This is a genomic window from Ensifer sp. LC163, assembly GCF_001695855.1.
Taxonomy (GTDB): domain Bacteria; phylum Pseudomonadota; class Alphaproteobacteria; order Rhizobiales; family Rhizobiaceae; genus Ensifer.
Genome location: NZ_MBSS01000002.1, coordinates 67825 through 80471 on the forward strand (window position 1 = coordinate 67825; position 12647 = coordinate 80471).

Genomic DNA, 12647 nt, shown 5'->3' on the forward strand with positions numbered 1-12647 from the left:
ATCAGTAAAGCCCGCCGGTATTGCTGAGCAGTTTCTGCCGCAACTCAGGAGAGAGGCCCTTGTCGGCATCATCGGAGGGCAACTCGGCCATTTCGTTATCGTCGATGACGGTGCAGCTGCCCTCGCACGGGCCGGTCCCAGGCTTGAAGGCCTCGACGATGGCGCCGGGCGCGCCGTCCTCAGCCGGCCGTCCCGTCCTGCGGTCGACCGCCTGGAAGGTCATGCCGGGCGGCGGGTGAAACTCGGCTGCCGGTTTTCCCTGAAGCGCGACCTTCATGAAGTCGATGAAGATCGGAGCGGCCAACCCGCCGCCGGTTTCGCCGTACCCCATCGGCTTCGGCGTGTCGTAGCCGAGGAAAACGCCGGTGACGACGTTGGGGGTGAAGCCCACGAACCAGACGTCCTTCTCGTCGTTGGTCGTTCCGGTCTTGCCGGCGATGGGGACGCCGAGGGTGGCGACATTTCTGGCGGTGCCTCGTTCCACCACGCCGCGCATCATCGAAGTGATCTGGTAGGCGGTCATCGGATCGAGCACGTAGTCGCGGTTGTCGACAAGCACCGGTTCTTGCTGGTTGTCCCAGGCAAGCGCGTTGCAGTCGGCGCACTGACGGCTGTCCTGCCGGTAGATCGTCCGGCCATATCGATCCTGGATGCGGTCGATCATCGACGGGGTGATGGCCTTGCCACCGTTGGCGATGACGGCATAGGCGGAAACGAGCCGCAGCAGGGTCGTTTCGCCGGCGCCGAGCGCCATCGGCAGATAGGTGCGAAGCTCGTCGTAGATGCCGAAGCGCTTGCCGTAGTCGGCGACAAGATCCATTTCCAGATGGCGGGCAAGGCGCACGGTCATCAGGTTGCGGCTGTTTTCCAGCCCCGTGCGCAAGGTTGAAGGGCCGCTGAAGCGCCCATCGTAGTTTTTCGGCCGCCAGGTCTTGCCGGTACCATCAGGGATGGCGATCGGCGCGTCCATGACAAGCGTGGTCGGCGCATAGCCGGTATCGAGTGCGGCGGCGTAGACGAACGGTTTGAACGACGAGCCGGGCTGGCGGTAGGCCTGGGTCGCGCGATTGAATTCGGATTGCGCGTAGGAAAAGCCGCCAGCGACCGCAAGCACCCGCCCGGTGTTCGGCTCCATCGAGACCAGCGCTCCCTGCACCTGGGGCGGCTGGCGCAGGACATAGCCGTTCCCCAGCTTCTCGACATAGACGACGTCGCCCGGCGACAGCATGCCGTTGAGGGATGAGCCGCAACGGCGCTTGCCGTCGGTGAGCCGGCACAAAGCCCAGGCTGAGCCGTTGCGGTCGATCGTGACCGTCTGCGCGGGCGCTGTCGACGCGTCTGTCCCTGCTGGCCTGAGGCCAAGTGCGGCGCTGTCCTTGGCTGCAGAGAGGACGACGGCGAGCTGCCATTCCGGCACGTCCACGAGCGGCTGGCGCTTGGCGAGCGCTTGCCGCCATCCGCCAAGGGAGGGCAGGCGGGTGAGCGGGCCTCTATATCCATTCGCTTGATCGTAGGCGACGAGGCCCTTTCGCAACGCCTGCATGGCCGCCTGTTGCAACCGCGGATCGAGCGTCGTGCGCACCGAAAGCCCGGCCGTGTAAAGCGCGGCTTCGCCATAGCGGGTGCCCAGCTGGCGGCGCACTTCCTCGGTGAAGTAGTCCGCCTTGTCCGCCGATGTCTCCTGTGGTTTCGGTTTGATGCCAAGCGGCGAGGCGGTCGCTGCTGCCGCAACTTCAGCATCGATGACGCCGTTGCGACGCATCTGTTCGATGACCCAGTCGCGCCGGGCGACGGCCCGGCCCGGATGCCGGTAGGGGTCATAATTGTTCGGAGCTTTCGGCAGACCGGCGAGGTACGCCGCTTCGGCCACCGTCAGCTGATCGACCGGCTTGTCGAAATAGGTCAGCGCCGCCTGTGCGACGCCATAGGCGCCAAGACCCAGATAGATGTCGTTGAGATAGAGCTCGAGGATTCGGTCCTTGGAATAGGTCTGGTCGATGCGGATCGAAAGGATCGCCTCGCGCAGCTTGCGCTCCACCGTGCGGTCGGAGGACAAAAGGAAGTTCTTGGCGATTTGCTGCGTGATCGTCGAGCCGCCGATCATCCGCCGCCCCGAGCCATAGTTGGCGACGTTCGACCAGAGCGCGGTGGCAAGGCTTGTGAGGTCGATGCCGGGATGAAGGTAGAAGTTCTTGTCCTCGGCCGAAAGGAATGCCTGCTTGACCCGGACGGGCATCGCGCCGATCGGCAGGAACAGTCGGCGTTCGCGCGCATATTGCGCGATCATGGCGCCGTCGCCGGCGTAAAGCCGGGTGGTGACCGCCGGCTCCCAGTTCGCCAGCGTCCGATGATCCGGCAGGTCTCGCGTCAGGGCCGCGGCACAGAACGCCAGCCCGATGCCGAGAAGCGTTGCCAGGTTGATCAGGGTCGCGAGCAGGTTTGCGATGAGCTTCATGCGGATGTCAGGCACTTTCGAGGTTGGGAGGACATGGCTTCGCCATCCGATCCGAGGGAGCGGCTGGCGCGCGTGGGTCTGTTGTGTGAAGGCGGTTTGCGGTGGCGGGCGAGGCTCAGGCGCCTGATGTTTCGCCTATGCAGCTAGGGGTAATCTGTCGCCTCCGTTTCGCCATCAAAGGCGGTGAAATGCGGCCGTGGCTCGCGGCTGCGGTGATCGCAGATGTGATGGCGCAAAATTTTTGCGGCACGTGCCAAAGGGCGTTCAGTCGAGACGACACATGGTTGGATCCTCCACAGGGACGTGTGTTTGAGCGGCCTGATCCTCGATGCGTTTACGGCCTCGCCCCGACGAAACAGGGTACCGACGTGAGTTCACCGTAAAGGGGTTGTGCCGTAGCGGCAAACCACGTTTATTTGCAGGACCCATTAGCTGAATTAGGGCATTCATGGTCAGGCCGTATCTTCCTCTCAATGCGCTTCGGGCATTCGAGGCATCCGCACGACATCTGAGCTTCACCCGCGCGGCGATCGAGCTTTGCGTGACGCAGGCTGCCGTCAGCCACCAGGTGAAGTTGTTGGAGAGCCGGCTGAACGTGACGCTGTTCAAGCGCCTGCCGCGCGGCCTGATGATCACCGCCGAGGGCGAGGCGTTGCTGCCGGTGCTGCAGGATTCCTTCGATCGCATGGCCGATATGCTCGAGCGGTTCGAGGGCGGCCATCTCCGGGAGGTCCTGATGATCGGCGCCGTCGGCACCTTTGCCGTCGGCTGGCTGTTGCCCCGCCTTGCGGACTTTCAGGAAAAATACCCCTTCATCGATGTCCGGCTGTCGACGAACAACAATCGTGTCGACATGGCTGCCGAAGGGCTCGACTACGCCGTTCGCTTCGGCAGTGGCTCGTGGCACAACATCGAGGCGACGCGGCTGTTCGAGGCGCCGCTTTCGGTCCTGTGCGTGCCCGAGATTGCCGATACGCTGCGTCGTCCGGCCGACCTTCTCAGCCAGACGCTGCTCAGGTCCTACCGGGCGGATGAATGGGTGAACTGGTTCGCCGCTGCCGGCATCACCTATCCGGCGCCGCTTCTCAAAGGTGTCGTCTTCGATTCGTCGCTTGCGATGATGGAGGCGGCCGCGCAGGGCATTGGCGTGGCTCTTGCGCCGCCACTGATGTTTTCCCGGCTGCTTTCGAACGGAACGGTGCGCCAACCCTTCGACGTCTATACCTCGATGGGGAGCTACTGGCTGACGCGGCTGAAGTCGCGCGCGCCGACGCTGGCGATGTCAGCCTTCCACGACTGGCTGATGGCAGCGAAGGAAGACCGCTCTGCTCAATTGCATGAGCCGGAGGCGAGCAACTCGGCATAGGCCGCACTGCGTCGGCGAGGGGCGCTGTCGTCAGCGGATGTCTGGGCTGGCTCGATGGGGGCGGCCAAGTCGACACAGTCAGTTCGGAGCTATTCGCCGTAGCTGACGATCCATTCCGGCGGCTGCTTGCCGCAGGCACCGTGAAGCCCGGCTTCCTTCACTATCATTCCTCTTCTGCCGATCGAGATGAGAACGACCCTCGTGCGCAAGGGTTGCAGGAGCATTGCGTGCTCGAGATTTTCTCGCTCCCGTCACGTCGAGCGGCAGGCCCCGGCTGATGGCCGTCTGTGTTGGTTGCCTTGCCGTTCGAAATGCAAATTATTCTAATGTCTGCTGCAAATTATCGTCGTTTGCCGACCGTGTCGCAGCTGCTTAGGCAAGGTGCATCCGAGGTTCGAGATGCGGAGGCTTAAATGAGAAAGTTGATGCGGCGCGCTGTGGCGACGCTGGTCGCCACGGTATGTCTGGCCAGTGTGGCAATGGCCGACAATGCCGAGTGGTCGCAGCCGACAAAGCCATTTCGCGTCGTCGGCAACATCTATTACGTCGGCACCAAGGGGCTGGCCGCTTACCTCATCACATCAGGCAAGCAGGCCATTCTGCTCGACGGCACGCTGACGAGCACCGCATCCCTTGTTGAGAGCAACATCACTGCGCTCGGCTTCAAGCTCTCCGATGTCAAGATCATCGTCACCAGCCATGCGCATTTCGATCACGTCGGTGGCGTGGCCCAAATCAAGCGTGACAGCGGCGCCAAGCTCTATGCCATCGCGACGGATCGCTGGTCGCTGGAAAACGGCCTGCATGATGGCGAGACCACCTATAAGCGCGGAAGGTTTCCGGCGGTGAAGGTCGATCATGTGCTTGACGACGGCAACGTCGTCACACTCGGTGACGCCAGCCTGAAGGCGACGCTGACGCCCGGCCACACGCCCGGCTGCACCACCTGGTCAACATCGGTGACCGAGGCCGGACGCGCGCTCAAGGTGGTCTTTCCCTGCAGCGTCACCGTCGCCGGCAACAAGCTCTTCGGCAACCAGCGCTATCCCGGCATCGTTGCCGACTTCGAGACCAGCTTCGACCGGCTCGCAGGCATGAAGGCGGATGTGGTTCTGCCAGCTCATCCGGATATTGCCGACATTCTCGGCCGAGCCGCACGGCGGGATGCAGGCGACAAGGATGCCTTCGTCGATCCGGACCTGCTGGGGCAGATCCTCGAAAGGTCCAGCGCCGCCTTCGCGAAGGAGCTTGCAACGCAGAAGGCAAGAAAATGAGAGAAAGGACCGCGCTCGGCGCGGCCATCTGCGCTTGGCTCCTCAGTCGGCGACGAGGCCGTCGAACACTTCGAGCATGGCGTCGCTGATCGCCTTGCCGAGTGCCGTTGCCGCCGCAGTCAGGGCCCCATCGTCCATATCGCGTGCCGCCATGGCGAAAGACGCGCCTTCAGTCACGACGATTTCCTGTGCGCGCTGGATTGCCCAAAGGGCAAATTCGCTGCGGTCTGCGATTTCGACGGTTTCCATGGCAGGCTCCTGATCTGTTCGAGTGAAGCCTTATACCCATATCGGCCGCACAGGGGACCGTCCGCGTGCTCCTTTGGTGTGGAATCCCAGAAATAATCGCGCCGCGGTGCGATTTTTCACGGTCAGGACCGCTTGGTGACGCCTTTTCCGAAAGCAACGGTGGGGGACTTCCGTTGCGGTTTAAAGATGAGTATTGAAGGAGGGAATAAAATCCGGAAGACAGGCCGTCGCAAAGACGGGCAAAGCGATAATGACGTTTCAGCCGCGGATGCAGAACAAGATTGCCGGTTTCAAGATCCTGGGCGAGCTGCATCGCCGGGAATGGAACGGGATCATTGCCGATGTGTGGGACGTCGAGTGCGCCCCGCATGCCGGGGGCTACTACGTCTCGAATGATCCGCGGATGTTCATCGTTCTCGATGCGCAGGGCGGGAGCAGCTGCAACGTCAAGCTTTCTTCACAGGGAAACGGCACCGTCCAGAACTACCGGGAGCAGGCGATATCCTACATCCCGGCCGGCATGGAGATCTGGGCGGATGTGGTCGATGTTAAATATATCCGTCATCTCGATCTGCACTTCAACATCGACATCCTCAGCCGGCGGCTGATGGAGGATCTCGACGCAGACCGGTGCGACGTGCCGCGGCTGATGTTCCAGGATGAGCGGTTTCTCCAGCTCGCCCGGCTGATCGCCTCGGAGTGCCTCAATCCTGAGCCTCTCCACGATCTCTACGGCGACGGCCTGACGCTCGCGCTGTTCATCGATCTGATGAAGCTCAACCGCGCAAGCACCCGCAAGCGCAGCCAGCTCGCGTCCTGGCAGCTGCGTCGGGCGGTGGAGTACATCGAGGAAAACAGCGTTCGCAACATCCGGCTCGAGGAACTGGCGAACCTGGCCGGCCTTTCGCAGTCCCATTTCAGCCACGCCTTCAAGGCATCGACGGGGGTGGCGCCGCATCAATGGCAGACGAACGCCCGGATCGAGCGGGCAAAGCATCTGCTCCTGAGGAATGAAGCGTCGCTGACCGCGATCGCTGCCGAAACCGGCTTCTCGGACCAGGCACATTTAACCCGCGTCTTCCGCAAGGCGGTCGGAACAACGCCGGCGCTTTGGAAAAGAAGCCGTCTCGCCTGAGCAAATGCCCTCGGCTTTGAACAGTTGCCCGCACATATTTGCCCAAGAGCGTTCAATTTTCGGGGATCGAAACAAGCCTCGCCCCTATAGTTGATATAAACGCTCATCTTATCAGCGGTCAGAAAGCCGGGCGGTACGCTGTCGGGATGGCGGGTCCGGCAAGCAGGGGCGACGATACGATGCAGCGTGATGGTGACAGGGTGCGTTTGAGAGAACTGCTTGCGAGCGGCGTCGCCGGTATCGCGTTGCTGGTGTCGACGGCGGCGGCTGCCGAGGATGGCAGCGCCACGAAGCTCGAAAAGATCGAAGTGCAGGCACAGGGCGCACGCGACGAAGCCACGGGGCCCGTTGACGGCTACGTCGCCAAGGCCACGACGACGGGCTCGAAGTCAGCCACGCCAATCACCGAAATCCCGCAATCCGTCTCCGTCATCGGTCGCGACGAACTTGACGATCGCGGCGTGGTCAACAAGGTCGACGAGGCCCTGCGCTACACGCCCGGTGTCACCACTGAGCCTTTCGGCACCGATGCGGATACGGACTGGTTCTATATCCGCGGCTTCGATGCGACGCAGACCGGCGTGTTCCTCGACGGTCTGACGCTCTTCAGCTTTGGCTTCGGCGGTTTCCAGATCGATCCCTTCATGCTGGAGCGGGTCGAGGTGCTGAAGGGCCCCGCTTCGGTGCTCTACGGCGGCGCCAACCCCGGTGGTATCATCAACCTGATCAGCAAGCGGCCGCTCGATGAACCGCTCTACTACACCGAGATCGGCATCAACAGCGAAGGCAATGCCTTCACCGGCTTCGACATCAACGACAGGCTGACCGACGATGGCACAATCCGGTACCGCGTCACCGGCAAGGTTTCGGGCGGGGACACCTACACCGACTTCTCGAACGATCTGCGCGGCGTCATCATTCCGCAGATCACCTACGCCCCGGACGATGCGACGAGCCTGACGGTTTACGGCGTTCTGCAGGGCCTCGACCAGGTGCATGTCGGCAACGGCTTTCTGCCCTATGTCGGCACGGTCGTCGATGCGCCCTTCGGCAAGATCGATCGCTATGCTTTTTATGGCGAACCGGATCTGGACACGGGCACCTATGTCCAGCAGATGATCGGCTACGAAGCCAAGCATGAGCTTGAAAGCGGCTGGAGCCTGACGCAGAACGCCCGCTACAGCCACCTCTACAAGCACGAGGCAGGGCCCTATACCTTCGGCTGGGTGGGCGGTGCGCCGACCGGACCGGATTATCTGCTCAATCGGATCGGCTTCGAGGCGACGTCCAAGGTCGACACCTTTGCGATCGACAATCGCGCCGAGAATGAATTCGACCTCGGCGGTGCGAACCATGCGTTCCTCGCCGGTCTCGATTACAAGTACTATCGCCTCGACCATATTCAGGCCTGCTGCGGCGCAACGCCGATCAGCGCCACCGATCCGGTCTATGGCGTGCCGCAGAACCCGAACTTCGTCTATCTCGACCAGGTCGTCAGGCAGCAGCAGGTCGGTCTCTACGTCCAGGATCAGATCCGCTTCGGCGGCGGCTGGCTCGTCACCCTCAACGGTCGCTACGACTATGTCGATACGGTTTCGAAAGCGGCCATCGGAACGAGCTTCGATTCGAACGACGGCGCGCTTAGCGGCCGTGCCGGCCTTGCCTATGAGTTCGACAATGGCGTGACGCCCTACGTCAGCGTCGCGACCTTCTTCAGCCCTCTTGTCGGAACGCGAACGACCGATGCGAGCGATCCGTTGAATCCCGCCAAGCTTGCGCCCCTGCAGCCGGAAGAAGGCTATCAGTACGAGGCCGGGGTCAAGTACGAGCCGAGCTTCGTCGATGGCCTGTTCACTGCGTCGGTGTTCCAGATCACCAAGCAGAACGTCTCAGTCCCCGTGCCCGGCTTCTTCGTCAACGCGCAGCTTGGCGAGGTCCAGTCGACCGGCGTCGAGCTCGAGGGCAAGGTCAACATCGACAATGACTGGAAGGTGATCGGTGGGTTTTCCTATACGGATCTTGAGGTTACCGAAGAACTCGACGCCAGCCTGATCGGCAAGTCGCCGGTCATCGTGCCGGGAACGCAGGCGTCGCTATGGCTCGACTACACCGTGCCCTCGAGCGCGCTTGAGGGACTGAGCGTTGGTGCCGGCGTCAGATACCAGGGTGAATCCTGGGCCGACGCAGCCAATACGCGGAAAGTACCCGCCGCCGCATTGATCGACGCGGCAATCCGCTACGAGAAGAACGATTGGGCGGCATCGCTCAACGTCTCCAACCTCTTCGACAAGGAATATGTGAAGGGGTGCCAGGGGCTATCGGTTTGCGGATATGGCGAAAGCCGGACGCTGACCTTGAAGCTCAGCAAGAAATGGTAATGCTGACTGAAACAGTATAGTTTATATGGACCGTTCGGGACCGGCCGTGGTCGGCCCGGATCCGCACTCAGCCCTCAGGAAACGAACCGTTGTCGTCACCGCTGCTTGCCCTTTCCGATGTCCGCCATTCCATTGGTTCGAAGCGCATTCTGGCGGGGATCGATCTCTCGCTTGAAGCCGGCAGGATCTATGGACTGGTCGGTCCGAACGGATCGGGAAAGAGCACGCTGCTTAAGATCCTTGCCCGCCAGCTGACGGCGGAGAGTGGCCGCATCCTGCTGGAGGGCAAGGAATTTGGCGACTGGCCTGGGCGGGCCTTCGCCCGCAAGATCGCCTACATGCCGCAATTCACGCCCGCGACCGACGGGATGACGGTGCGCGAACTCATCTCGCTTGGCCGCTTCCCCTGGCACGGCACGCTTGGCCGTTTCACTGCGCATGACCGGTCTCTGGTCGACGCGGCGATTGCGCGCACCGAGCTCGGCGATTTTGCCGACCGCCCGGTCGCCAACATGTCCGGTGGCGAGAGGCAACGTGCTTGGATCGCGATGATGCTGGCGCAGGATGCCCGTTGCCTGCTGCTGGACGAACCGACGTCGGCGCTCGACCTCGCGCATCAGTCGTCGATGTTATCGCTTCTGCAATCGCTTGCGAGGGAACGGCAGCTCACCATCGTCATCGTGCTTCATGACATCAATCTCGCCGCGCGCCACTGCGACGAACTCTTCGCGCTGAATGCGGGACGCATCGCCCATCGCGGCGGGCCGGATGCCATCATGCAGACCGATGTGCTGCAGGCGATCCTCGGTGTTCAGATGGGCGTATTTGCCCATCCGGTGACCGGCAGCCCCGTCAGTTACCTGCTTTGATGCGTATGACCGGTAGGCGACTTGCACGACGGGAGTTTCTCGCACTCGGTGCCGCGGCCACCCTGCTGCCGCGTAGCCTTCGCGCGCAAACGGGCGTCCGGGTGGCGACGCTCGACTGGGCGCTTCTGGAAACCCTGCTGGCGATCGGGGCCAATGTCGTCGCCGCGACGGAACTTTTGCAGTTTCGCGAGGTTGCCGTCAAACCTGATATCCCCGCAGGGGTCGCCGATCTCGGCCTGCGCGGCACGCCGAATTTCGAGGCCTTGCGGCTGGCGGCGCCCGATCTCATCGTCAACTCCAATTTCTATCAGTGGGCGAACGAACGCATGTCGCGGATCGCCCCGGTCGAGACCCACTCGGTCTATGTCCCAGGGCAATCTCCCTATGCGCTGTCGGAAAGCGCCGCCCTCGCGCTCGGCCAACGGTTGAAGCTCGACAGCGCCAGGCGCTTCGTCGATGGGGCAAGGGCCGAGCTGGAACGGTTGCGTCATCGGCTCGGAGGCGGCGATGGCAGAGCCGTCATGCCGATCAATCTCGGCGACGCCCGACACTTCCGCGCCTTTGGCGCCGACAGCGTCTTCGGCGATGTGCTGGCGCGGCTCGGCCTCCAAAATGCATGGAAGGAAGCAACCAGCTATTCCGCAAACGCTCCGGTCGGGATCGAGGCCCTGGCCGCCGCCCCGGACGCCTGGATCATTCTCATTCCGCCCCATCCGCTCGATGCGCTTCGAAGGCTTGAACAAAGCGCCTTCTGGAATGCCCTACCGGCGGTGGCGGGCGGGCGCGTGCTGACGCTCGGCCCGGTCAATCCCTATGGCGCACTTCCCGCCGCGTTGCGCTTTGCCAATCTGCTGGTCGAAGGAATGCTCGATGCACGGAACGGTTAGGTGTGGCGCCGTCCTTCCGGGTCGGCCCCTGGCAAACTGGGCGCGCGCCGGCGTTGCACTCGTCTGCATCTGCGCGGTTGCCCTGGTTCTTCTGACGCGTCCGCAGGCGCCGGGGAGCACCGAGTTGGCCGCCAGGCTCGACCAGCTCTACCTCTGGCACAGCCTGCTGCCGCGCCTCGTCGTGGCGATCGTTGCCGGTGCTTCGCTCGGCCTTTCCGGCGTGCTGCTGCAACGTATCCTGCGCAATCCGATTGCCGATGCGTCGACGCTCGGGATAGCGTCGGGCTCCGAGCTCGCCCTGACGGCGGCGCTCGGCCTTGCGCCTGCCGCTCTGGACGTCTCGCGGGAGTGGGTCGCTTTCTCAGGCGGGATTGCCACCGTTGCCATCGTCGTCGGCCTCAACTGGCGACGTGGGCTCGACCCGGTGGCCGTTGCCTTGTCCGGCATGATGGTTGGCCTTATGGCATCGGCGCTTGCGGTCGCAATCATCCTGGCGCGGGGCGAATACGCCATGTCGATCTTCATCTGGGGGGCGGGATCACTTGCGCAACAGGACTGGAGCACGGCGCTATCGCTTGCACCGCGGTTTGTTGTCGGCCTCGCCATCGCCTCTATGTTGCTGCGGCCGCTGACCTTGCTTGGCCTCGACGATGCCGGCGCCTCGAGCCTCGGGCTTTCTGTCAATTTCGCCCGTCTCGGCGTGCTGACCCTGGCCGTCTGGTTGTCGGCGTCCGTCACCGCGGAAGTCGGCGTCATCGGTTTCCTTGGTCTGGCCGCGCCCGCAATCGCCCGGATGCTGGGTGCCCGCACCATGAAGCAGATGATCTTCGCGGCGCCGCTGTCCGGTGCCGCACTATTGCTCGTCACCGACTGCGCGATGCAACTCCTGTCTCCGGGCTTTTCTGATCTCGCACCGGCAGGCGCTACCGTCGCCCTGCTCGGTGGACCCGTTCTGCTTTTCCTGTTGTCGCGCCTGCGCGGGGCTCTCGGAGCGCCTGGGCGCATTGCTGCCGCGCCTGCTCGCGAACTTCGCCGCCCTCATCTGGCGTTGGCGTTGCTTGCAGCAGGCGTCGTCCTTTTGGTGCTGGGCGCTGTCGTCATCGGCGGGGGTGCCGATGGCTGGATGGTCGCAACCGGCCGCCTGCTTGAGGACCTGCTTGTCTTTCGCGGTCCGCGCACGGTCGCAGCCGGCGCTGCGGGCGCCATGCTGGCCGCCGCCGGTTTCCTGATGCAGAAGATGACGGGAAACCCGGTCGCAAGCCCGGAGGTGCTGGGTGTCAGTGCCGGCACCGGCGCGGGACTGACGATCGCGCTGCTCTTTGTGCCATTTCCCGCACCGCCGATCATGCTCACGGGCATGGCGCTCGGCGGCCTTGCGGCCTTCCTCATGATGCTCGCCATCAGTGCACAGAGCCGCTTCAGCCCGGAGCGCTTGCTGCTGGCGGGTGTGGCGATCGGAGCCTTCTCGATGACGCTGGTGACGGTCGTGCTATCGAGCGGCGGTATGCGCGGCTTCGTCCTTTTGACCTGGCTTTCCGGGTCGACCAATCGCGTCGGCGCCTTCGAAGCCTGGATCGCCGTCGTCTCGGCGATCGCCCTCATCGCGCCGCTGCCGTTCTTCGCGCGCTGGCTCGCCATCCTGCCGCTTGACGACGACGCAGGTCGTGCGCTCGGTTTGGCGCTCGGCCGCTGCCGTTTGCTGATCGCGCTGTTCGCAGCGTTGCTGACGGCCATGTCCTGCTTCATCGTCGGCCCCCTCAGCCTGATCGGACTGGTGGCCCCGCATGTCGCCCGGCTGCTCGGGTTCCAGCGCGTCCTTCAGCATCTGGCCGCGAGCATCCTGCTGGGGGCAGGGCTGCTTGCCGGCGCCGACTGGCTGTCGCGGCTGATTATCTATCCCTACCAGCTGCCCGTCGGGCTCTTGGCCTCGCTGGTCGGCGGGCCATACCTCATCTGGCTGCTCAATCGCACGGAGAAACTCGCATGACCGTCGGGGGCTGGGCATCCCCGTCGGGGATCGTCGCGTTTGATGAC

At 63.4% G+C, this 12647-nt stretch carries 10 protein-coding genes; 7 read left to right on the forward strand and 3 right to left on the reverse strand.

What is annotated here, in order from left to right; genetic code table 11:
• Position 1 precedes the first annotated feature (1 nt).
• Positions 2-2455 (reverse strand): penicillin-binding protein 1A, encoded by a 2454-nt coding sequence (locus tag BC360_RS03780; protein ID WP_065794331.1) that lies wholly within the window; start codon positions 2453-2455, stop codon positions 2-4.
• A gap of 448 nt (positions 2456-2903) precedes the next feature.
• On the opposite strand from BC360_RS03780, the gene BC360_RS03785 reads away from it, so the two are divergent.
• Positions 2904-3821 (forward strand): LysR family transcriptional regulator, encoded by a 918-nt coding sequence (locus BC360_RS03785; protein WP_065794332.1) that lies wholly within the window; start codon positions 2904-2906, stop codon positions 3819-3821.
• Positions 3822-3910: 89 nt separating this feature from the next.
• Here BC360_RS03785 and BC360_RS32950 read toward each other — a convergent pair whose 3' ends face one another.
• The gene (locus BC360_RS32950) at positions 3911-4045 is read right to left on the reverse strand and encodes a hypothetical protein (RefSeq protein WP_274533902.1); all 135 of its coding nucleotides are present in this window, start codon (positions 4043-4045) and stop codon (positions 3911-3913) included.
• 189 nt (positions 4046-4234) lie between these two features.
• Here BC360_RS32950 and bla point away from each other — a divergent pair, with 189 nt between their 5' ends.
• Entirely contained in the window at positions 4235-5095 is an 861-nt protein-coding gene (gene bla, locus BC360_RS03790) for a subclass B3 metallo-beta-lactamase (protein ID WP_083222433.1), read from the forward strand.
• A 42-nt stretch (positions 5096-5137) separates the two neighbouring features.
• On the opposite strand, the gene BC360_RS03795 is transcribed toward bla, so the two are convergent.
• The gene (locus BC360_RS03795; protein ID WP_065794334.1) at positions 5138-5344 is read right to left on the reverse strand and encodes a hypothetical protein; all 207 of its coding nucleotides are present in this window, start codon (positions 5342-5344) and stop codon (positions 5138-5140) included.
• A gap of 250 nt (positions 5345-5594) precedes the next feature.
• Between BC360_RS03795 and BC360_RS03800 the strand changes: the two genes are divergently transcribed.
• The 5 genes from BC360_RS03800 to fhuB all read left to right on the forward strand — a co-directional run bounded on the left by BC360_RS03800 (position 5595) and on the right by fhuB (position 12600).
• On the forward strand, positions 5595-6479 hold the full coding sequence (locus BC360_RS03800; RefSeq protein ID WP_065794335.1) for a helix-turn-helix domain-containing protein: 885 nt from the start codon (positions 5595-5597) through the stop codon (positions 6477-6479).
• 179 nt (positions 6480-6658) lie between these two features.
• The gene (locus tag BC360_RS03805; RefSeq protein WP_065794400.1) at positions 6659-8857 is read left to right on the forward strand and encodes a TonB-dependent siderophore receptor; all 2199 of its coding nucleotides are present in this window, start codon (positions 6659-6661) and stop codon (positions 8855-8857) included.
• A gap of 89 nt (positions 8858-8946) precedes the next feature.
• Positions 8947-9726 carry an ABC transporter ATP-binding protein gene (locus tag BC360_RS03810; RefSeq protein ID WP_065794336.1) on the forward strand — a complete coding sequence of 260 codons (780 nt, stop codon included), beginning with the start codon at positions 8947-8949 and terminating at the stop codon, positions 9724-9726.
• Between the two features lie 5 nt (positions 9727-9731).
• Positions 9732-10613, forward strand: a complete 882-nt coding sequence (locus tag BC360_RS03815) for an ABC transporter substrate-binding protein (protein ID WP_065794401.1) — start codon at positions 9732-9734, stop codon at positions 10611-10613.
• Positions 10597-12600, forward strand: a complete 2004-nt coding sequence (gene fhuB, locus BC360_RS03820; protein ID WP_083222434.1) for a Fe(3+)-hydroxamate ABC transporter permease FhuB — start codon at positions 10597-10599, stop codon at positions 12598-12600. The genes BC360_RS03815 and fhuB overlap by 17 nt, the downstream gene beginning before the upstream one ends.
• The last annotated feature ends 47 nt before the right edge of the window (positions 12601-12647 follow it).

What these genes read in the sequence shown, in the direction of transcription:
- BC360_RS03780 (WP_065794331.1), bottom strand. Translation starts at nt 2,455, where the DNA reads ATGAAGCTCATCGCAAACCTGCTCGCGACCCTGATCAACCTGGCAACG.
- BC360_RS03785 (WP_065794332.1), top strand. Translation starts at nt 2,904, where the DNA reads ATGGTCAGGCCGTATCTTCCTCTCAATGCGCTTCGGGCATTCGAGGCA.
- BC360_RS32950 (WP_274533902.1), bottom strand. Translation starts at nt 4,045, where the DNA reads ATGCTCCTGCAACCCTTGCGCACGAGGGTCGTTCTCATCTCGATCGGC.
- bla (WP_083222433.1), top strand. Translation starts at nt 4,235, where the DNA reads ATGAGAAAGTTGATGCGGCGCGCTGTGGCGACGCTGGTCGCCACGGTA.
- BC360_RS03795 (WP_065794334.1), bottom strand. Translation starts at nt 5,344, where the DNA reads ATGGAAACCGTCGAAATCGCAGACCGCAGCGAATTTGCCCTTTGGGCA.
- BC360_RS03800 (WP_065794335.1), top strand. Translation starts at nt 5,595, where the DNA reads ATGACGTTTCAGCCGCGGATGCAGAACAAGATTGCCGGTTTCAAGATC.
- BC360_RS03805 (WP_065794400.1), top strand. Translation starts at nt 6,659, where the DNA reads ATGCAGCGTGATGGTGACAGGGTGCGTTTGAGAGAACTGCTTGCGAGC.
- BC360_RS03815 (WP_065794401.1), top strand. Translation starts at nt 9,732, where the DNA reads ATGACCGGTAGGCGACTTGCACGACGGGAGTTTCTCGCACTCGGTGCC.
- fhuB (WP_083222434.1), top strand. Translation starts at nt 10,597, where the DNA reads ATGCACGGAACGGTTAGGTGTGGCGCCGTCCTTCCGGGTCGGCCCCTG.